Here is a 19,737-nt window from a genome sequence, read left to right on the forward strand (position 1 = left end):
ACCACCGATTAATTACTTCGCAACAGCGATAAACGACTGGAGCTGCGCCTCGCTCTGCAAACGCTGTTGCAGGGACGCTGCCTGCGATTTGCTGGCAAACGGACCCATCTGGATACGCCATACCGCACCGTTTTGCTCAACGCGGCCTGGCACGCCAAACTGCTGGCTTAAACGCTGCTGATACTGCTCTGCACGGGCCCGATCGCTGACGGCGCCAACCTGAACCACGTAGCTGCCGCTCGCCGTCGCAGGCGCCGCAGTCTGCGTAGCAGCCGGTGCGGTCACCGGGGCGGGTTGTGTAGCGGGTGCAGCAACAACGGGCGCAGGCGCTGGGGCAGGTTCATTTGATTCAATCACGCCCGGCGCTAACGTGGTGGGTGCACCAAGGAAACCACTGCTTTTCACCGGGGCGCCTGTCGCATCTTCACTTTGTAGCGTATCGTTGCTGATGGCGTGCACTTCACCCTGCGGCTGCGCGGGCTCTGCTGGCATTGAAGCGCCCCCCATACCACCGCTTAGATCCGGGCGCGCGGGCAGGGCGTAGGTCTGTTTCGCGACCGTGGTACAGGCCGTGCCCGGGCCAGACAGCGAACCATCCTGAGCCACGATAATCGGGTCGATACGCACTTTTGTATTATTTGAGGTATTCAGACGGTCGGCTGCCGCGCGTGACAGGGAGATCACGCGATCGTTGCCGTAAGGGCCACGATCGTTGATACGTACCACGATCATCCGGCCATTCGCCAGGTTAGTGATGCGCGCATAGCTTGGAATAGGCAGTGTCGGGTGTGCCGCCGTGATCTGCATCGGATCGAAGGTTTCACCTGACGCGGTCAGATTGCTGCCTGGCTCAGCGTCATAGATGGCAGCAAAGCCGGCCTGGCTGAAACGGGAAGGATTCTGAACGATTTTATAGCTTTTACCGTCGCGCTGATAATCCTGATTCACGCTGGCGTTCAGCGGTTCATAAACGGGATCGGCACCGCTAATTTCAACAATCGGGCCATTACAGACCGCAGGCTGCGGCGGCGCGACGGTTGCCTGTTGCTGACCATCATCACTTGTACAGGCGGCAAGTAAACTTGCTGCGATGCAGATCCCCAGCCACTGCTTACGCATTGCGATCCCCTTATTTTTATACGCTTTTGGACAACATTTTCCTGTGGGTATGGATCGACATGACGATACCAAACCCGGCCATCAACACGATCAGTGCCGAGCCCCCGTAACTCACCAGCGGCAGCGGTACGCCAACAACCGGCAGAATACCACTCACCATACCAATATTTACGAAGACATAAACGAACAAAATCAACATTAATCCACCCGCCATAACCCGGCCAAAGGTGGTCTGTGCGCGTGCGGCAATGTAGAGCCCACGCATGATCAACAGCACGTAGAGTGCAAGCAGAACCAGGATGCCAACCAGCCCTAACTCCTCAGCCAGAACGGCAAAGATAAAGTCGGTGTGGCGTTCCGGTAAAAATTCGAGCTGCGACTGAGTCCCGTGCAGCCAGCCTTTTCCGCGCAGGCCGCCGGAGCCAATCGCAATCTTCGACTGAATAATATGATAGCCTGCTCCCAGCGGATCGGTCTCGGGATCGAGCAGCATCATCACGCGCTGGCGCTGGTAATCATGCATCAGGAAGAACCAGAGAATAGGAATAAAGGCAGCCAGCAGGACCACCGCGATGCCGATCAGACGCCAGCTCAGGCCGGACAGGAACAGGACGAACAGGCCGGAGAGGGCGATGAGAATCGAGGTACCGAGGTCAGGCTGTGCGGCCACGAGCAGCGTCGGCAGGAAAATCAGCACCAGCGCAATGGCGGTATTCTTCAACGACGGCGGGCAGACGTCGCGGTTAATGAAGCGCGCCACCATCAGCGGAACGGCGATTTTGGCGATTTCTGACGGCTGGAAGCGGACAATCCCCAGATCCAGCCAGCGTTGCGCCCCCTTCGAGATAGCACCGAACGCATCTACTGCCACCAGCAAAATGATACAGAAAATATAGAGATAAGGCGCCCAGCCCTCATACACGCGCGGTGGTATTTGGGCCATCACCACCATAATGACCAGACCCATGGCGATCTGGCCAACTTTACGCTCCATCATGCCGATATCCTGGCCGCTGGCGCTCCAGATAACGAGGGCGCTGTACACCAGCAGAGCCAGCAGGATCAGCAGCATGGCAGGGTCGATGTGGATCTTGTCCCACAGCGATTTTTTATTCGGATTATCCGTCATGATTATTGGTCCTCCGCCGCAGCGGCTGCCGGGTTTTCAGCTGGCAGTTCGGTGTTGTTATCACCCAGCATGATGTGGTCGAGGATTTGACGCATGATGGTACCCACCGCCGGGCCTGCGCCGCCGTTCTCAAGAATCATCGCCACCGCAACCTGCGGGTTATCATAAGGGGCAAACGCCGTCATGAGCTTGTGGTCACGCAGACGTTCGGCAATTTTATGTGCGTTATAGGTTTCATTCGCTTTCAGACCGAAGACCTGAGCCGTACCTGATTTCGCGGCAACCTTATACGGTGCGCCAGCGAAATATTTGTGCGCCGTCCCGTTAGGGCGGTTGGCTACGCCATACATCCCGTCTTTCGCGATTTCCCAGTACCCGGAATGAATGTCACCCACCGGCGGCTCGTGCGGCTGTATCCATGGCACTTTTTTGCCGTCTTCTACGGTGCTTTGCAGCAGGTGCGGTACTTTCACAACGCCATCGTTGATGAGGATCATCATCGCCTTGTTCATTTGCAGCGGCGTTGCCGTCCAGTAGCCCTGGCCGATCCCCACCGGAATGGTATCACCCTGATACCAGGGTTTTTTAAAGCGCTTCAGCTTCCATTCGCGGGTTGGCATGTTGCCGGAACGTTCTTCCGCCAAATCTATACCGGTGTAATGTCCGTAGCCGAATTTGCTCATCCATTCAGACAGACGATCAATACCCATGTCGTAGGCGACCTGATAGAAGAAGGTATCCGCCGACTCCTCCAGTGATTTGGTCACGTTTAGATGGCCGTGACCCCATTTTTTCCAGTCACGGTAGCGTTTTTCAGAGCCAGGTAACTGCCACCAGCCAGGGTCAAACAGACTGGTATTACGGGTAATGACGCCCGCGCTCAGCGCAGAAACGGCGACATACGGTTTTACCGTTGAGGCTGGAGGATAAACCCCCTGCGTGGCGCGGTTCACCAGCGGGGTGTTTGGATCGTTGAGCAGGCCGGAGTAATCCTTGCTGGAGATGCCATCCACGAAGAGGTTCGGATCGTAGCTTGGCATAGAAACCATCGCCAGAATACCGCCGGTACGCGGGTCGGTCACGATCACGGCGGCCCGGCTACCCGCCAGCAGCGTTTCGATATACTGCTGTAGCTTCAGGTCGAGCGTCAGATAAACGTCATGTCCCGCCTGTGGGGGAACCTCTTTGAGCTGACGGATCACGCGGCCACGGTTGTTAACTTCAACCTCTTCATACCCGGTCTGACCGTGCAGGACATCTTCGTAATAACGTTCAATCCCAAGCTTGCCAATATCATGGGTTGCGGCGTAGTTAGCCAGCTTGCCGTCTTTATCAAGGCGTTCGACGTCTTTATCGTTAATTTTGGAGACGTAGCCTATGACGTGCGTCAGCGCGGAGCCGTAAGGATAGTAGCGACGTTTATAGCCTTTGACTTCCACACCGGGGAAACGGTACTGGTTAACGGCAAAACGGGCGACCTGCACTTCCGTCAGGTTGGTTTTTACCGGAATAGAGGTGAAGCGGTGAGAACGTGCGCGCTCTTTTTTGAACGCAGCGATGTCGTCATCAGTCAGGTCGACAACGCTTCTCAGCGCGTTCAGCGTATCCTGCACGTTATCCACTTTCTCCGGCATCATCTCTATCTGGTAGATGGTGCGGTTTAGCGCCAGCGGGGTGCCGTTACGATCGTAGATAATGCCGCGGCTGGGCGCGATGGGCACCAGCTTGATACGGTTTTCGTTTGAGCGGGTCTGGTAATCGGTATAGCGGACAATTTGCAGATTATAGAGGTTGGCGATCAGCACGCCGGTAAGCAGCAAAATCCCCGTAAAGGCGACCAGCGCCCGGCGCACAAACAGCGCGGACTCAGCCGTATAGTCGCGAAAAGAATTCTGTAGTTTCATCCGCTGCTTAAATTACCCTGGTCAGTCATTACTCGCGGTGATAAGGGTGGTTGGTAGTGATGCTCCATGCGCGATACAAACTTTCTGCCACGAGAACCCGCACAAGCGGGTGGGGCAACGTCAGCGCCGAGAGTGACCAACTTTGTTCTGCTGCCGCTTTGCAGGCGGGAGATAACCCCTCTGGTCCGCCAATCAACAGACTGACATCACGACCATCCTGCTTCCAGCGCTCCAGTTCGTGCGCCAGCTGCGGCGTATCCCAGGGTTTTCCCGGGATATCGAGGGTCACGATGCGGTTTTTGCCTGCGGCAGCCAGCATCAGCTCTCCCTCTTTATCGAGAATACGTTTGATATCTGCGTTCTTGCCGCGCTTTCCTGCTGGGATCTCCACCAGTTCGAACGGCATATCTTTTGGGAAACGACGCAGATACTCAGTAAAACCGGTTTGTACCCAGTCCGGCATTTTGGTGCCGACGGCGACCAGTTGCAACTTCACGCATTAACCCCAGAGTTTTTCCAGCTCATACAGGCGACGGCTCTCTTCCTGCATGACGTGGACAATCACATCGCCGAGATCGACAACCACCCAGTCAGCGGTCGCTTCACCTTCAACGCCCAGCGGAAGCAGCCCTGCCGCGCGCGATTCCTGAACAACATGGTCAGCAATCGAAACAACGTGACGAGTTGAGGTCCCGGTGCAGATGATCATGCAGTCGGTGATGCTGGATTTACCCTTAACGTCGATAGCGATGATGTCCTGACCTTTCAGGTCATCAATTTTGTCGATAACAAAATCCTGGAGTGCTTTACCCTGCAAGTTTTCCCCCTGGGTGAATGAGATTGTACAACTATGAATTCGTGGCCAGTCAGTATACCTGAACTGACGCCAGTCGCGGGACAAATGTCACCGCCCGGCTTTTGAAGGCGGGTATCATCCCACCCTCCGCCTGAGATTGCATCGCCATTTTTGTAAAACAATTTCTGTAAAGCAGCGATCGGCGGGAAAGTCTGGCAGCGGAGGATATCAGTATGGCTTAGCCTGTCAAGGCAGGATAAACATTAACAGACAATTTCGCCGGTGATGATCAGGCATCTGTACTTTTCTGATACAAACCGTGTGCGTGGATATAGGCCAGCACGGGCGAGGGCAGGAGATCGTCACAGTCTAAACCCTGCTGGAGACGCTCGCGGATGAGGGTCGCGGAAATATCAAACCACGGCGTTTCAGCGAGGTAAATTTTCCCGGCGGGTAGACTGTGCAGGTCTTCTATATTGTCCGTCAGATGCGCGTCAAGCCACTGCTGATGCTGCGCGTCGCGCATGGTCAACGGGTAGCCCGGACGGCGGCAGACCAGCAGATGACTGTTTTCCAGAATGGTTTCGTACTGGTACCAGCTGGGAAAGTTGAGCAAGGAATCCTGGCCGATGATAAACGCCAGCGGTTGCATGGGCCCCTGCTCAGCGCGCCACTCCCGCAGCGTTTGCGATGTCCAGGAAGGGGTATCCCTGCGCAATTCGCGCTCATCCAGCGTGAAGAGAGGCTTATCTGCGATAGCCAGCGCGAGCATCGCTTTGCGCTGCTCGCTGGTTGCTTCTGGCTGAGGACGATGCGGAGGAACATTGTTGGGCATGATGATTACCCGCTGCAACCCAATCAAATTCGCGAGGATTTCTACCGGCTTAAGATGCCCATAGTGTACCGGGTCGAAGGTCCCGCCATACATTGCCTGTAAAGAATGCATATCACCCATCGATAAATACGTCTGCCAGCGCCTTATGGCAGAGCAGCAAAGAGAGGCTCTCCAGCTCCGCCCAGACAGACTGGCCGTAGTCCTGTTTTAACGTCAGTTCGGCGCGCATCAGAAGTTGCACTGCCTGACGCAACTGCTCCTGGCTCAGGCGGTTTATCGCCTCCGTGGTCATCGCCCGACGGTTCTGCCAGACGCGATGTTTATCGAATAAGGCGCGCAGGGGCGTATGTGCCGACTGACGTTTAAGGTTGTTCAGCAGCAGTAATTCGCGCTGGAGCGTGCGGAGCAGAATGACCGGCTCACTCCCTTCCAGGCGCAGCTGTTGCAGTATGTGCAGGGCTCGCTTACTTTTCGCCGACAGCAGCGCATCAACCCAGTGGAAGGGAGTAAAGTGCGCGGCATCATTCACCGCCTGTTCCACGCGCGGTAGCGTCAGCTTGCCATCGGGCCACAGCAGGGCGAGCCTGTCCAGCGCCTGCGCCAGTGCCAGAAGGTTGCCTTCATAGCAATAGCAAAGGAGCTGGCTGGCGGCATCATCCAGTTGCAGATTGTGCAGCTTTGCGCGCGCGGCAACCCATTTTGGCAGATGCGCCTGTTCTGGCGTCTGGCAGGTGACCAGTACCGCATTGGTAGCAAGCTGGGTAAACCAGGTCGCGTTTTCCTGCGCTTTCGTGAACTTGTTACCGCGTACGATAAGCAGCAGATCGCCGTGTAATAAACTCACCAGCATGGTCAGCTGTTCATTGATGGCCGCGTTAGGACCATTCTCTGGCAGCACGATCTGGATTGTCTGACGAGAGGCAAACAGGCTCATGGCCTGACAAAGCGAGAAGATAGCGTTCCAGTCGGTACTGTTATCGATCTGGAACGTATGATGCTCATCGAAACCCTGCGCGGCTGCCGCATGGCGAACCGCATCAAGGCTTTCCTGAAGTAACAGGGGGTCATTGCCGAGTAGCAGATAGGCCGCGCGCAGCCCTTCGTTGAGCTGCGCGCGGAGTTGTTCAGGATACAACCTGATCATCAGTTACCCAGCGACGTTGGCATATCCGGCGTGCTGGCATCCGGTGTTTCGATAACGTCAGCGCCTTTTTTCGTCGACGCGGCAATGGCAGGCAGTCTGCGGATCAGTTGCTCCGCGGCCTTATCATACATTTCCTTGATGATAATCTGCTGTTCGGCGTCTTTTGCCAGGGCCGTCTGCGGGTTATCGAAGAACGAGCGGTAGACTTTGGTATTGATAGGGTAAATATCTTTACCTGGCATTAAAACGGCCGCATCAACGGTAAGCACCATTTGATATTCCGCGGTTCGTCCATCCTGGAAGATCGATGCCGTGTCTTGTGACAGCGTTGATTTCAGGACGCGGAGCGAAGGAATATCCTGACGCAGGGTTCCCTTCTCGATCAGCTCAACATCGTTCAAACGCAGCTGGTTACGAATGGCCCGGCTCAGCGGTCCATTCGGATCGGATGAGTCGAAGATCATTGTTTTCATCTGAGCAGGCACTGCCGTGGTATTGCGCAGGTGCCAGCCGCAGCCAGCGGTGACCAGCACCGCCAGAGATAAGAGTATTGTTGCCAGGTGTCGCACGTTTCCTCCCGCGCTTAGCCAACGACCAGATTCAGCAGTTTACCGGGTACGTAGATCACTTTACGTACGGTAACGCCCTCAAGGTATTTCGCGACCAGATGCTCCTGGCCTGCGCGCTCGCGAACCTGTTCTTCGGTTGCGTCGACCGCGACGGTAATTTTACCGCGCACTTTACCGTTAACCTGCACCACAACCAGCGTGGTGTTTTCCACCATAGCGGATTCATCCGCCACTGGCCACGGCGCGTTGTCGATATCCCCTTCGCCTTTCAGCTCCTGCCACAGGGTGAAGCTAACGTGCGGCGTGAACGGGTTCAGCATGCGAACGACCGCCAGCAGCGCTTCGCGCATTAACGCGCGATCCTGCTCGCCGTCCTGCGGGGCTTTCGCCAGCTTGTTCATCAGTTCCATAATAGCCGCAATTGCGGTATTGAAGGTCTGACGACGACCAATATCATCGGTGACTTTCGCAATGGTTTTATGAACATCACGACGCAGCGCCTGCTGATCTTCGCTCAGTGCAGCCACGTTCAGCGCTGGCGCATCACCTTGTGAGGTGTGCTCGTAAACCAGTTTCCAGACGCGTTTCAGGAAGCGGTTTGCCCCTTCAACGCCGGATTCCTGCCATTCCAGCGTCATATCTGCCGGGGAGGCGAACATCATGAACAGACGCACGGTGTCAGCGCCGTAACGCTCAACCATCACCTGCGGGTCGATACCGTTATTTTTAGACTTGGACATCTTGCTCATGCCGGTATAAACCAGTTCATGACCTTCGGCGTCTTTCGCCTTCACGATACGGCCTTTCTCGTCGCGCTCCACAATCGCATCAACCGGAGAAACCCAGTTACGTTCACCGTTCGCGCCAACGTAGTAGAACGCATCTGCCAGCACCATACCCTGACACAGCAGCTGTTTTGCCGGTTCGTCGGAGTTGACCAGGCCTGCGTCACGCATCAGTTTGTGGAAGAAGCGGAAGTAGAGCAGGTGCATGATGGCGTGTTCAATGCCACCGATATAGATGTCTACCGGCAGCCAGTAGTTTGCAGCATCGGAATCCAGCATGCCTTCTTTGTACTGCGGGCAGGTGTAGCGCGCATAGTACCAGGAGGATTCCATAAAGGTGTCAAAGGTGTCGGTTTCACGCAGCGCTGGCTGACCGTTGACGGTGGTTTTTGCCCACTCAGGATCGGCTTTGATCGGGCTGGTGATGCCGTCCATGACCACGTCTTCCGGCAGGATCACCGGCAGCTGATCTTCCGGCGTTGGCATCACGGTGCCGTCTTCCAGGGTCACCATTGGGATTGGCGCACCCCAGTAACGCTGACGGGAAACGCCCCAGTCGCGCAGACGGTAGTTCACTTTACGCTCGCCCACGCCCAGGGAGGCCAGTTTGTCGGCGATGGCGTTGAAGCCCTCTTCGAAGCTCAGGCCGCTGAACTCACCGGAGTTAAACAGGGTGCCTTTTTCAGTCAGCGCTTGCTCAGAGAGATCGGGTTCAGAACCGTCAGCCGCCAGGATCACAGGCTTGATGGTCAGGCCGTATTTGGTGGCAAATTCGTAGTCACGCTGATCGTGACCCGGCACGGCCATCACGGCGCCTGTGCCGTATTCCATCAGTACGAAGTTGGCGGCCCAGACAGGGATCGCTTCGCCCGTCAGCGGGTGGATCGCTTTGAAGCCGGTATCAACGCCTTTTTTCTCCATCGTCGCCATGTCGGCTTCGGCCACTTTCGTGTTGCGGCATTCGTCGATAAAGGTCGCCAGCTCCGGATTGTTTTCCGCCGCTTTTTGCGCCAGCGGATGACCTGCGGCCACGGCCAGGTAGGTCGCGCCCATGAAGGTGTCCGGACGGGTGGTGTAGACGGTCAGCGTCTGGTCGTAGTTTTCTACGTTAAAGGTAATTTCCACACCTTCGGAACGGCCGATCCAGTTGCGCTGCATGGTCTTAACGGTGTCAGGCCAGTGATCCAGATTATCCAGATCGTTCAGCAGCTCGTCAGCGTAGGCGGTGATTTTGATAAACCACTGCGGGATCTCTTTACGCTCTACTTTGGTGTCACAGCGCCAGCAGCAGCCATCGATAACCTGCTCGTTCGCGAGAACGGTCTGGTCGTTCGGGCACCAGTTAACGGCGGACGTTTTCTTGTAGACCAGGCCTTTTTTATACAGCTCGGTGAAGAACTTCTGCTCCCAGCGGTAGTATTCCGGGGTACAGGTTGCCAGCTCGCGGCTCCAGTCATAGCCAAAGCCCAGCATTTTCAGCTGGTTTTTCATGTACGCGATGTTGTCGTACGTCCACGGAGCCGGTGCCGTGTTGTTTTTCACCGCCGCGCCTTCAGCAGGCAGGCCGAACGCATCCCAGCCGATAGGCTGAAGTACGTTTTTGCCCAGCATACGCTGGTAGCGTGCAATCACGTCACCGATGGTGTAGTTACGCACGTGGCCCATGTGTAGTCGACCAGAAGGATAGGGAAGCATCGACAGGCAGTAATACTTCTCTTTGCTCTCGTCTTCGGTTACTTCAAAGGTGCGCTTCTCGTCCCAGTGTTGCTGGACTTTTGATTCTATCTCTTCCGGGCGGTATTGCTCTTGCATGGCAGCCAGTGGTCCTGTGTTCAATACAGCTACAAATGTAGCCAATGGATGTGGTAATTCAGATCCGCATAGCATAGCCCAAACGCCCGCGTCAAAACAGCCTTTCACGCAAATGCACTTTGCAGGAATTTACCGGGTCTGTGCTTCACCTGACAAAGCGGCGACGAAATAAGGTCTATTATTAGAGACAGTTACTTACCCGGGAGGCAAAATGATGAACAAGGTTGCTCAATTTTACCGTGAACTGGTAGCGACTCTGACGGAAAGGCTGCGTAATGGCGAGCGTGATATCGACGCGTTGGTCGAACAGGCACGCGCACGCGTGACGCAAACGGGTGAGTTATCGCGAACCGAAGTGGAAGAGGTGACGCGCGCCGTGCGCCGCGACCTGGAAGAGTTTGCGCGAAGCTATGAAGAGAGCCAGGACGAAATCGCCGACAGTGTTTTTATGCGGGTAATTAAAGAGAGCCTGTGGCAGGAGCTGGCGGATATTACCGATAAAACCCAACTGGAGTGGCGCGAGGTGTTCCAGGATTTAAACCACCACGGTGTCTATCACAGCGGCGAAGTGGTGGGGCTGGGGAACCTGGTGTGTGAGAAGTGCCACCACCATATCGCCGTTTATACGCCGGAGGTGCTGTCGCTGTGTCCGAAATGCGGGCACGACCAGTTCCAGCGTCGGCCGTTTGAGCCGTAGGTAAAAGCAAAACGGCAACGTCGTTGCCGTTTTTAGTGTCTGCTCCCTCTCCCTGTGGGAGAGGGCCGGGGTGAGGGCATCAGGCCGCACAAGGTAAAAGCAAAACAGAAAGCAACTCCAGCAGTCCTTTTCTTTTATGCTATGACTCTTTCATTCCACAAATCTTTGAACATTATATTTCCATCAGTATATTTCCATTCTATAGATTCATATCGAATTTCAACTTCTTCCATATGTTTACTTGCAATACCTATTGGGAATAGAACAGGAGAAATTTGTGTTATCTTTACGTTTTCCAGTATTATATTAAAATATTCCATCTCGATTCCAGCGTCATTAATCTTATACATTTTTATTACAGCTTCTTTCAATATTCTTCCCTGACATACAGCCCTGAATAAGTATGGTGTTAGACGGTCTATTTCTTTTTCAAACCTGATCGGCACATGAAGGCGAGTTCCCGTGAGTTTGCCGGTGTTATGATCTGTCGGGATCCATACGGAATGGTTGAACGATTTAAGTTCAGTTGAACCCAATCGTGTTGGCATTAAACATTCACCAATCAAAGGTGAGCCGTTGTCATCGGTGAACCAAATATGCGCCGGTATAGACATTTGATTATTTTCCTTTATAAAACAATATTGGCAAAAGTATAAGTGTCACTATTAAAGCGATAATTCCGAATGCTATTTTATTATTGTCGATGAGAGCCGAAACAGAAATGGAAATTATGGCGATAAGGGAAACCATTCCAAAACCTATAATATTATTAATGCAATCATCTTTTATGCTATTAAAAAAACGGCGTATACAACTCCTCAAAAAGCTATTTATTAAAGTAAGCATTGTCACATCATTCTTTTTAGTGCTCTGACAATTTCTTCATCAGATGCCGTGTTAATATTTAAATAACCTGACTTCATGATTATGGGCTCTATTAAAAAATACATCATTTCTAAACCTTCCATGTATAATGCATTATAAAATAAAGGACAGAAATTTTTCAGATTATCTGCACTCTCAGCAGCACGTTGTACAATTCCATAAATATTTAATCCCCCTACAATCCACCCGACTCTGCTTACTATTTTTTTTCATTAATGCATTTTGTACAGCTAAATTCATCTTGTTCCCGTAGCATATATACGACGCTACAGCGTAAATTAAACCATTTTTTGAAATGTATTTAATAGAATAATTTGTTGTAAATGGTGTTAGTTTCTGAAGAATTGTTTTCTTTTCGGTCTCGTTTTTATTTTTTAGGATAGTTTCAATATATATTTTCAACATCCTGAATATAATATCTCTATGCTTGATAAGTTCATACAGAGCGCAAATAAACCTTATATCTTCAGACCCAAGTTTTTTACATACATCCTGATAGTTGTCTGTAAGACAGGATGTATAATAAAGTAACCGTGTTGTGGCGTCACCAAGACCGTTTACATAATCTACAACACCCTGTTTAACCCCCATTAATGCTTTATCTAAACGAACAGCTAGCTCTTTATCAGTTCCAATGCGCTTAATGATCTCTTCGCTGTAATACATAACTGCTCCTTTGCTATGATCATTCGATCATCGAGCATGTCATTATTAAACAAAGCGATGCTTATCTCATTTTTGAAAAAAATCGCAAAAAATGTCTCCTATTTATTATTGAGTTGAATTGGTCGTAAGTAATAATTGTTGTTATGAATGAAAGCTTGAGGGGTTAGCTAAAATCATAAAGGATTTTTTATTTGCTTACTTTATGAACATTGATTTCAGGAGATTCTTTGCAGGAGAGAGATATGTCGTGGCATCAGGCGACAGAACTGCCTGGAATGCCCAATTGTTTTTTTGCTTGCCGGCCTAAATATAATAAGCCAGCCTCTCCGCCAGCAAATCCACAAACGCTTTCCGATCGATATCCACCATCACTGTGGTATTCGGCTTGTTTCCCGTCAGCGAGTAATAGTCCACCACCGTCATTCCCTGGGTATATTTCCCCTGTGTTTCCACACCAACCCAACGCTCGACCGTGGTAAACATTTCCGGCTTCAGTAGCCAGGCGATTGTGCATGGGTCATGCAGCGGGGCGCCGTGGAATCCCCACTTCTCGGCTTTGTGATACTCCATAAAGAAATCGAGCAGCTCTGCCACGGTTGTTGCAACCGGGTTACCCACAGTACGAAATCGTTCGATGTCCTGCGCCATAATTTGTGCGCGGTGGGTAACGTCCAGCCCCGCCATCACAATCGGCAGGCCCGACTGGAAGACGATTTCTGCGGCTTCCGGGTCAACAAAGATGTTGAACTCCGCGGCTGGCGTCCAGTTCCCCAGCCCCATTGCCCCGCCCATGATGACGATACGGGCGATATTGCTGTGCAGTTCAGGATGGCTGTTCAGCAGCAGCGCTACGTTGGTCTGCGGGCCGGTCGCCACCAGCGTCACGGGCTCTGCGCTTTCACGCAGAACTTTCGCCATGAGCTCGACGGCAGTGCAGTTTTGTGGTGCGAAACCCGGCTCCGGCAGCGCCGGGCCATCCAGCCCACTTTCACCGTGAACGTTATCCGCAATGATCAGCTCGCGCATTAGCGGCTTAATGGCGCCACCTGCGACCGGAATATCGGTGCGTTTTAGCAGCGTTAACATGCGCAACACGTTTCGCAGGGTTTTATCCGGCGTCTGGTTCCCTGCAGAGGAGGTGACAGCTTTTACGTCCAGTTCAGGGGAGGCAAGAGCAAGGACGAGTGCGATTGCGTCATCATGACCAGGATCGCAGTCGAGAATAATAGGCTGTGCCATGGCGTTCTCCATTCTTAGCATTATTTGTGACAAGGTTAACGCTGCGATGTGACGCCGAATAGAAAAAGAGATCTAAAGCGTGAAGCAGTGCGCAATCCACAGATTGCGCACTAAAAAGATTAATGCAGGATTTTGGCGAGGAAGTCTTTTGCACGTTCAGATTTAGGATTTGCGAAGAACTCTTCTTTCGGTGAGTCTTCAACAATTTTCCCTTCATCCATGAAGATCACACGGTTGGCCACTTTACGGGCGAAGCCCATTTCGTGCGTCACCACCATCATGGTCATCCCTTCGTGCGCCAGTTCCACCATAACGTCCAGCACTTCGTTGATCATCTCAGGATCGAGCGCGGACGTCGGCTCATCAAACAGCATCGCCACCGGATCCATGCACAGCGCACGCGCGATTGCCACGCGCTGCTGTTGGCCACCTGAAAGCTGCGCAGGGAACTTATCCGCATGTGCAGACAGCCCGACGCGTTCCAGCAACTTCAGTCCCTTTTCACGCGCCGCTTTTTTGTCGCGCTTCAGCACTTTCACCTGCGCCAGCGTCAGGTTCTCAATGATGGAGAGGTGAGGGAACAGCTCAAAATGCTGGAACACCATCCCAACGTGGGAGCGAAGCTGGGCAAGGTTGGTTTTGCGGTCATTCACTTTGGTGCCGTTAACGACAATCTCGCCCTGCTGGACAGGTTCCAGCCCATTAACGGTTTTGATAAGCGTCGACTTACCGGAGCCGGACGGGCCGCATACCACCACCACATCGCCTTTTTTCACTTCTGTTGAGCAGTCGGTCAGCACCTGAAAGTGCCCATACCATTTAGAAACATTTTTCAGGGAAATCATTATACGGTCCTTTTCTTCAGCCAGCTGACCAACAGCGATGCGCTTAAACTAATCACAAAATAGACCCCGCCCGCGAAGAGGATCATCTCAACCTGCGTTCCGTCACGTTCGCCAATGGTGGAGGCGGTACGGAAGAAGTCTGCCAGGCTCAGCACGTAGACCAGGGAGGTATCCTGGAACAGGACGATGCCCTGCGTCAGCAGCAGCGGAACCATGGCGCGAAACGCCTGTGGCAGAATAATAAGCTTCATGGACTGCCAGTGCGTCATACCGAGCGCCAGCGCAGCGCTGGACTGCCCGCGCGAGATACTCTGAATACCTGCGCGGATGATCTCGGAGTAGTAGGCGGCTTCAAACATAGAGAATGCCACCATGGCAGAGATCAGGCGGATATCGGTTTTCGGCGACAGTCCCAGCACGTTCTGTAAAAAGCCGGGAACAATCAGGTAAAACCACAACAGCACCATGACCAGTGGAATGGAGCGGAACACGTTAACGTAAGCCGTAGCAAACCAGGCGAGCGGTTTAAAGCTCGACAGGCGCATCACTGCCAGCAGGGTGCCCCAGACAATACCGACGATAATGGCGATTACGGTGATCTTTAAGGTGATCGCCAGTCCATCCAGCAGATAGGGCATGGAGGGAACAATGGAACTCCAGTCAAATTCGTACATTATTTGCCCCCCAGATTGCCCGGCAGGCGTACTTTGCGTTCAACCAGGTTCATCACCAGCATGATGAAAGCGTTAATCAGAACATAGGCGAGCGTGATTGCCGTGAAGGATTCCCATGCGTGAGCGGAGTAATCCAGCAGTTTGCCCGCCTGCGCCGCCATATCTACCAGACCAATGGTTGAGGCGATGGCCGAGTTTTTTACCAGGTTCATCATCTCGGAGGTCATCGGCGGAACGATGACGCGGTAAGCGTTAGGCAGCAGTACGTAACGGTAGGCTTGTGGCAGGGTCAGGCCCATCGCCAGTGCCGCATTCTTTTGTCCGCGTGGCAGTGACTGTATGGCGGCACGCACCTGCTCGCAGACGCGCGCAGCGGTGAACAGTCCCAGACACAGCATGGAGGAGACAAAGAATTGTACGTTAGGATCCAGCTCGGCCTTGAACCACATGCCGAGATCTTCCGGCAGCAGTTCCGGGATCACCAGATACCAGGTAAAGAACTGCACGATCAGCGGAACGTTACGGAACAGTTCCACATAGAGCGTGCCAATCGAAGAGAGAAAACGGTTAGGGACGGTACGCAGAATACCGAACAGCGAACCGACAAGAAACGCGATAATCCACGCCGTTATCGATAACGCAACGGTAACCTGAAAGCCGCTCCACAGCCAGCCGAGATAGGTGGTGTTGCCGAACGGGGCTTGTTGCAGAAAGATGCCCCAGTTCCAGTCAATTGACATAGTAAACTCCAGAAAAAAGAGGGTAGCAGCGCTACCCTCGAAGATTGGTGAGAAGCTCAATTTTTGCGCTGAGTGGGGAACGACCACTCAACGTATAGTCTGTCCATGCTTCCCGACAATCGAGAGGGCAGGAGATCCCGCCCCTGTCGTTCTAGTTAGTTAAGAGCTTTGTCGTTTGGTGATTTGAACAGCGCTTTCATGTCGTCAGACAGTTCAAAGTTCATGTTCAGGTTTTTTGGTGGAATTGGGTTCTTGAACCATTTGTCGAACCATTTTGCCGCTTCGCCAGAGGTTTGCGCCTGAGCGATGGTGTCATCGATCAGCTTTTTGAAGCCTTCATCGCCTTTACGCAGCATACAGCCGTAAGCTTCTTTCGACTGCGCAGTCCCGACGATTTCCCAGTTGTCTGGTTTCTTCGCCTTGGCGCGCTCGCCTGCCAGCAGAGCGTCATCCATCATAAACGCAACGGCACGACCGCTTTCCAGGGTACGGAAGGAGTCGCCGTGATCTTTCGCGCTGATGATGCGCATGTCCATTTTCTTCTCGTCGTTCAGCTTGTGCAGCAGCACTTCGGACGTGGTACCGGAGGTCACGACAACCGCTTTGCCTTTCAGGTCAGCAAAATCTTTGATATCGCCGCCTTTCTTCGTCAGCAGGCGGGTGCCTACAACGAAGATGGTGTCCGAGAAAGCGGCCTGTTTCTGACGCTCAAGGTTGTTGGTGGTTGAGCCACATTCAAAATCAAATGTGCCGTTTTGCAGCAGAGGAATACGGTTCTGTGAAGTGATGGGGATCAGCTTCACTTGCAGGTCAGGTTTGTTCAGCTTTTTCTTCACGGCTTCAACGATGGCGTTGGAGTAATCCTGTGAATAGCCCACGACTTTTTGCGTGTTGTCGTAGTAAGAGAACGGGACAGAAGATTCACGGTGGCCGACCACGATCACGCCGTTTTTGGCAATCTTGTCGAGAGTGCTTCCTGCTGCCGGAGCGTCTTCAGCGTGAACGATGCCCGCAGACATTCCCATAACCAGCATTGCTGTGGCCAGTTTACGTAATTGCATACCCAACTCCTTTCTTATCAGCGCCAGTGACGCTTTGATACCCATTGTGATGTTGTTATATCTCGCGCAATGCGAGTGCAGTGTTATGCAAGCTTGTTAACATTTAGTCTGGCTTAATGTAAAGATTTTGCTGCGTTATTGTTTATTTTTGCGAAGCGCGCCGCACCATTCAGAGGCAATAATCTCTCGTTGCACCGTTTCGGTGCTACCGGAGATCCATGCTGGTGCGACAAGGTTGCACGTTAAGCCAGACAGCGTTTGCGTAATTAAACAAAGCAACAGGCGTGCCAGAATTGAAGTTTAGGAGGAAATTGTCGGGTGGCGGCTGCGCCGGAGAGTAGGCCGGGTAAGGCGTAGCCGCCACCCGGCAACAGAAGGCCAGGTTATCTACGACGCTGACGCAGGCTCATCACTACGGCGGCAAAACCGAACAGCGTGGTCAGGATCCACAGCGGCCAGTTCCCGGTGCGCGCATAAGGCGTCAGGCCCGTAGCTGGCGTGACTTTCGTGGTCAGCACCTCACGGGTGAACTGCGGGATCATGGCCTGGATTTCACCCTGCGGACCAATCACGGCGGTGATGCCGTTATTGGTGCTGCGCAACAGCGGTCGTGCCAGCTCCAGAGAACGCATTCGTGCCATCTGGAAGTGCTGCCACGGGCCGATCGATTTACCGAACCACGCATCGTTTGAGATGGTCAGCAGATAGTCGGTGTCCGGGCGGAAGTTATCGCGCACCTGCTCGCCGAGGATAATCTCGTAGCAAATAGCGGCCGTCAGGGCAAAACCGTGCGCATGCAGCTGCGGCTGAACGTAAGGGCCCCGGCTGAATGAGGACATCGGCAGGTCAAAGAACGGTGCCAGTGGGCGCAGAATAGACTCCAGCGGAACAAATTCGCCAAACGGTACAAGGTGATTTTTGTTGTAACGATTGGTGGAGGTATAGCTGTATTCGCTGTCCTTACCGAGCGTAATGATCGTGTTGTACGTGTCATAGCGGTTCTGCTGATTGAGACGCGCATCCACAATTCCGGTAATCAGCGTACTGCCGCGCGCGCGCAGCAGATCGTCCATCATCTTCAGGAAGGGCTGCTGATTGATCTCCAGATCCGGGATCGCAGACTCAGGCCAGATGATGAGCTGCGATTTGCCCATCACCTTTTCAGTGGCGTTGGCGTAGATTTTCAGCGTGTTCAGCAGCTGATTCTCATCCCATTTCAATGACTGCGGGATATCGCCCTGTATCAACGATACCTGCGTGGCGCGCGCGGGCTCCAGCGTGAACCACTGGATATAACGCAGTGGGAAAGGCAGGGCAAACAGGATTAACGCGGCAACCAGCGGCTTCCAGTTACGTGTTACCAGAGCCAGCACCAGCAGGCCGCTGACCGCCATGAGCAGGAAGTTAATCGCCTCCACGCCCATGACGGGAGCCAGACCTTTCAGCGGGCCGTCCACCTGGCTATAGCCGAACTGCAACCACGGGAAGCCGGTCAGTACCCAGCCGCGCAGAAATTCGGTGATTTGCCAGACAACGGGAGCCGCTATCGAGACGCGCAGCCAGGTCGTTTTAGGCCACAGACGAGATAGAATACCGGCGAACAGGCCAGTGTAGAGCGAAAGATAGGCGGCGAGCAGCACAACCAGGAAGACGTTAACCGGCCCCGGCATTCCGCCAAATTGCGCGATACTGACGTAGACCCAGTTGATACCAGAGCCAAACAGCCCCAGCCCCCAGAAGTAGCCTATGGCCGCGGCCTGTACCGGACGACGGTTCAGGGTAAGACCCTGTAGCCCCATCAGGGAGAGAATAGCGGCTGGCCAAATATCGTAAGGAGAAAAAGCCAGCGTACCGCTGGCTCCGAGTAACAGCGCCAGCAGCAAACGGACGCGCTGGCGTTCAAAGAGTGGGGCAAATGCCATTTACATTAATCTTCCAGTTTTGGCACCGGTGAGTCGTCCGGCATTCTGACATGAACCTGAATAATACGTCGGCTGTCAGCCATTGCGACCTTGAACTGGTAACCATCGATGTCAACGGTTTCACCGCGGGCCGGAAGATGGCCGAAGGCCTGCATCACCAGACCACCAATGGTGTCCACTTCTTCATCACTGAAGCTGGTGCCAAAGGTGTCATTGAAGTCTTCAATGGAGGCCAGCGCGCGCACGGTCCAGGTGTGGCGGCTCAGCTGACGGAAGTCGATATCCTCTTCTTCGTCATACTCATCTTCGATTTCGCCCACGATCAGCTCAAGGATGTCTTCGATTGTGACCAGACCGGAAACGCCACCAAATTCATCAATAACAATCGCCATGTGATAGCGCTGGGAGCGAAACTCCTTCAGCATCCGATCCACACGCTTACTTTCCGGCACAACCACGGCCGGGCGTAACACTTTTTCCATACTGAAGGCTTCGGCATCGCTGCGCATAAACGGCAGCAGATCTTTCGCCATCAAAATCCCTTCGATGTGATCTTTGTCTTCGCTGATGACCGGGAAACGTGAGTGAGCCGATTCGATAATCACATCGAGGCACTCGTCCAGCGTCTGGTTGCGTTTCAGGGTAATCATCTGCGAGCGGGGGATCATGATGTCGCGGACGCGCTGGTCGGCGATGTCCATCACCCCTTCGAGCATTTCGCGCGTATCTTCGTCGATAAGGTCGTTCTGCCCGGAATCACGAATCAGCTCCAGCAGTTCATCACGGTTTTTCGGTTCGCCGTGGAAAAGCTGGTTCAGGATGAGGGAGAAAAATCCCTTTTTAGTGGTTGTCGTGTCGCTACTGTGTGAATTGTCGTCGCTCATGGCGTTTGTTAAGGGTTCTCTTGTTAGTTCA

19 protein-coding genes are annotated in these 19,737 nt (G+C 53.4%); 1 reads left to right on the forward strand and 18 read right to left on the reverse strand.

The features are described 5' to 3' along the window. Nucleotides 1-12: 12 nt before the first annotated feature. The 9 genes from rlpA to leuS all read right to left on the reverse strand — a co-directional run bounded on the left by rlpA (nt 13) and on the right by leuS (nt 10,093). Nucleotides 13-1,119, reverse strand: coding sequence for an endolytic peptidoglycan transglycosylase RlpA (rlpA, locus tag ACQG11_RS16435; protein WP_426728588.1), 1,107 nt, complete (start codon nt 1,117-1,119; stop codon nt 13-15). 16 nt (nt 1,120-1,135) lie between these two features. Further along, nucleotides 1,136-2,248, reverse strand: a complete 1,113-nt coding sequence (mrdB, locus tag ACQG11_RS16440) for a peptidoglycan glycosyltransferase MrdB (protein ID WP_022647428.1) — start codon at nt 2,246-2,248, stop codon at nt 1,136-1,138. Nucleotides 2,249-2,250: 2 nt separating this feature from the next. Next, the gene (gene mrdA, locus ACQG11_RS16445) at nt 2,251-4,152 is read right to left on the reverse strand and encodes a peptidoglycan DD-transpeptidase MrdA (RefSeq protein WP_015571138.1); all 1,902 of its coding nucleotides are present in this window, start codon (nt 4,150-4,152) and stop codon (nt 2,251-2,253) included. 28 nt (nt 4,153-4,180) lie between these two features. After that, nucleotides 4,181-4,648: a 23S rRNA (pseudouridine(1915)-N(3))-methyltransferase RlmH gene (gene rlmH / locus ACQG11_RS16450; RefSeq protein WP_003858701.1), complete on the reverse strand. Its 468-nt coding sequence runs from the start codon at nt 4,646-4,648 to the stop codon at nt 4,181-4,183. Nucleotides 4,649-4,651: 3 nt separating this feature from the next. Beyond that, entirely contained in the window at nt 4,652-4,969 is a 318-nt protein-coding gene (gene rsfS / locus ACQG11_RS16455; RefSeq protein WP_003858696.1) for a ribosome silencing factor, read from the reverse strand. Nucleotides 4,970-5,237: 268 nt separating this feature from the next. Further along, nucleotides 5,238-5,903 (reverse strand): nicotinate-nucleotide adenylyltransferase, encoded by a 666-nt coding sequence (gene nadD / locus ACQG11_RS16460; RefSeq protein ID WP_023299589.1) that lies wholly within the window; start codon nt 5,901-5,903, stop codon nt 5,238-5,240. Beyond that, a complete protein-coding gene (gene holA, locus ACQG11_RS16465; protein WP_063138041.1) occupies nt 5,896-6,927 on the reverse strand; it encodes a DNA polymerase III subunit delta in 1,032 nt (343 codons plus the stop codon). The genes nadD and holA overlap by 8 nt, the downstream gene beginning before the upstream one ends. Next, nucleotides 6,927-7,496 carry an LPS assembly lipoprotein LptE gene (lptE, locus tag ACQG11_RS16470; RefSeq protein WP_426728589.1) on the reverse strand — a complete coding sequence of 190 codons (570 nt, stop codon included), beginning with the start codon at nt 7,494-7,496 and terminating at the stop codon, nt 6,927-6,929. Before lptE ends, holA begins: the two co-directional genes overlap by 1 nt. Before the next feature lie 14 nt (nt 7,497-7,510). Then, a complete protein-coding gene (gene leuS / locus ACQG11_RS16475; protein ID WP_015571136.1) occupies nt 7,511-10,093 on the reverse strand; it encodes a leucine--tRNA ligase in 2,583 nt (860 codons plus the stop codon). A gap of 214 nt (nt 10,094-10,307) precedes the next feature. On the opposite strand from leuS, the gene ACQG11_RS16480 reads away from it, so the two are divergent. Next, a complete protein-coding gene (locus ACQG11_RS16480) occupies nt 10,308-10,790 on the forward strand; it encodes a zinc ribbon-containing protein (RefSeq protein WP_032621827.1) in 483 nt (160 codons plus the stop codon). Between the two features lie 134 nt (nt 10,791-10,924). Here the strand turns inward: ACQG11_RS16480 and ACQG11_RS16485 are convergent, their stop codons facing one another. From ACQG11_RS16485 to corC, 9 genes are all read right to left on the reverse strand, one after another. Further along, the gene (locus tag ACQG11_RS16485; RefSeq protein WP_022647434.1) at nt 10,925-11,404 is read right to left on the reverse strand and encodes an Hcp family type VI secretion system effector; all 480 of its coding nucleotides are present in this window, start codon (nt 11,402-11,404) and stop codon (nt 10,925-10,927) included. 406 nt (nt 11,405-11,810) lie between these two features. Further along, a complete protein-coding gene (locus ACQG11_RS16490) occupies nt 11,811-12,341 on the reverse strand; it encodes a hypothetical protein (RefSeq protein ID WP_426728590.1) in 531 nt (176 codons plus the stop codon). Nucleotides 12,342-12,644: 303 nt separating this feature from the next. After that, a complete protein-coding gene (gene rihA / locus ACQG11_RS16495) occupies nt 12,645-13,580 on the reverse strand; it encodes a pyrimidine-specific ribonucleoside hydrolase RihA (protein WP_023299593.1) in 936 nt (311 codons plus the stop codon). Between the two features lie 119 nt (nt 13,581-13,699). Then, complete coding sequence (locus ACQG11_RS16500) at nt 13,700-14,425, reverse strand: amino acid ABC transporter ATP-binding protein (protein WP_006809622.1); 726 nt, start codon at nt 14,423-14,425, stop codon at nt 13,700-13,702. After that, complete coding sequence (gene gltK / locus ACQG11_RS16505) at nt 14,425-15,099, reverse strand: glutamate/aspartate ABC transporter permease GltK (RefSeq protein ID WP_022647437.1); 675 nt, start codon at nt 15,097-15,099, stop codon at nt 14,425-14,427. The genes ACQG11_RS16500 and gltK overlap by 1 nt, the downstream gene beginning before the upstream one ends. Continuing rightward, on the reverse strand, nt 15,099-15,839 hold the full coding sequence (gene gltJ, locus ACQG11_RS16510) for a glutamate/aspartate ABC transporter permease GltJ (RefSeq protein WP_015571133.1): 741 nt from the start codon (nt 15,837-15,839) through the stop codon (nt 15,099-15,101). Before gltJ ends, gltK begins: the two co-directional genes overlap by 1 nt. Before the next feature lie 155 nt (nt 15,840-15,994). Continuing rightward, nucleotides 15,995-16,900 (reverse strand): amino acid ABC transporter substrate-binding protein, encoded by a 906-nt coding sequence (locus ACQG11_RS16515; protein WP_022647438.1) that lies wholly within the window; start codon nt 16,898-16,900, stop codon nt 15,995-15,997. A 383-nt stretch (nt 16,901-17,283) separates the two neighbouring features. Then, nucleotides 17,284-18,822, reverse strand: coding sequence for an apolipoprotein N-acyltransferase (lnt, locus tag ACQG11_RS16520; RefSeq protein WP_317578871.1), 1,539 nt, complete (start codon nt 18,820-18,822; stop codon nt 17,284-17,286). 5 nt (nt 18,823-18,827) lie between these two features. After that, on the reverse strand, nt 18,828-19,706 hold the full coding sequence (corC, locus tag ACQG11_RS16525) for a CNNM family magnesium/cobalt transport protein CorC (RefSeq protein ID WP_003858679.1): 879 nt from the start codon (nt 19,704-19,706) through the stop codon (nt 18,828-18,830). Between the last annotated feature and the right edge of the window lie 31 nt (nt 19,707-19,737).

It is taken from the genome of Enterobacter cloacae complex sp. 372C4, from assembly GCF_050030615.1.
In the GTDB taxonomy this organism is placed as follows: domain Bacteria; phylum Pseudomonadota; class Gammaproteobacteria; order Enterobacterales; family Enterobacteriaceae; genus Enterobacter; species Enterobacter intestinihominis.

Bases quoted from the DNA above. Each gene is read 5' to 3' on its own strand.
- rlpA (WP_426728588.1), bottom strand. From the start codon at position 1,119: ATGCGTAAGCAGTGGCTGGGGATCTGCATCGCAGCAAGTTTACTTGCC.
- mrdB (WP_022647428.1), bottom strand. From the start codon at position 2,248: ATGACGGATAATCCGAATAAAAAATCGCTGTGGGACAAGATCCACATC.
- mrdA (WP_015571138.1), bottom strand. From the start codon at position 4,152: ATGAAACTACAGAATTCTTTTCGCGACTATACGGCTGAGTCCGCGCTG.
- nadD (WP_023299589.1), bottom strand. From the start codon at position 5,903: ATGGGTGATATGCATTCTTTACAGGCAATGTATGGCGGGACCTTCGAC.
- holA (WP_063138041.1), bottom strand. From the start codon at position 6,927: ATGATCAGGTTGTATCCTGAACAACTCCGCGCGCAGCTCAACGAAGGG.
- leuS (WP_015571136.1), bottom strand. From the start codon at position 10,093: ATGCAAGAGCAATACCGCCCGGAAGAGATAGAATCAAAAGTCCAGCAA.
- ACQG11_RS16480 (WP_032621827.1), top strand. From the start codon at position 10,308: ATGAACAAGGTTGCTCAATTTTACCGTGAACTGGTAGCGACTCTGACG.
- ACQG11_RS16485 (WP_022647434.1), bottom strand. From the start codon at position 11,404: ATGTCTATACCGGCGCATATTTGGTTCACCGATGACAACGGCTCACCT.
- ACQG11_RS16490 (WP_426728590.1), bottom strand. From the start codon at position 12,341: ATGTATTACAGCGAAGAGATCATTAAGCGCATTGGAACTGATAAAGAG.
- rihA (WP_023299593.1), bottom strand. From the start codon at position 13,580: ATGGCACAGCCTATTATTCTCGACTGCGATCCTGGTCATGATGACGCA.
- ACQG11_RS16500 (WP_006809622.1), bottom strand. From the start codon at position 14,425: ATGATTTCCCTGAAAAATGTTTCTAAATGGTATGGGCACTTTCAGGTG.
- gltK (WP_022647437.1), bottom strand. From the start codon at position 15,099: ATGTACGAATTTGACTGGAGTTCCATTGTTCCCTCCATGCCCTATCTG.
- gltJ (WP_015571133.1), bottom strand. From the start codon at position 15,839: ATGTCAATTGACTGGAACTGGGGCATCTTTCTGCAACAAGCCCCGTTC.
- ACQG11_RS16515 (WP_022647438.1), bottom strand. From the start codon at position 16,900: ATGCAATTACGTAAACTGGCCACAGCAATGCTGGTTATGGGAATGTCT.
- lnt (WP_317578871.1), bottom strand. From the start codon at position 18,822: ATGGCATTTGCCCCACTCTTTGAACGCCAGCGCGTCCGTTTGCTGCTG.
- corC (WP_003858679.1), bottom strand. From the start codon at position 19,706: ATGAGCGACGACAATTCACACAGTAGCGACACGACAACCACTAAAAAG.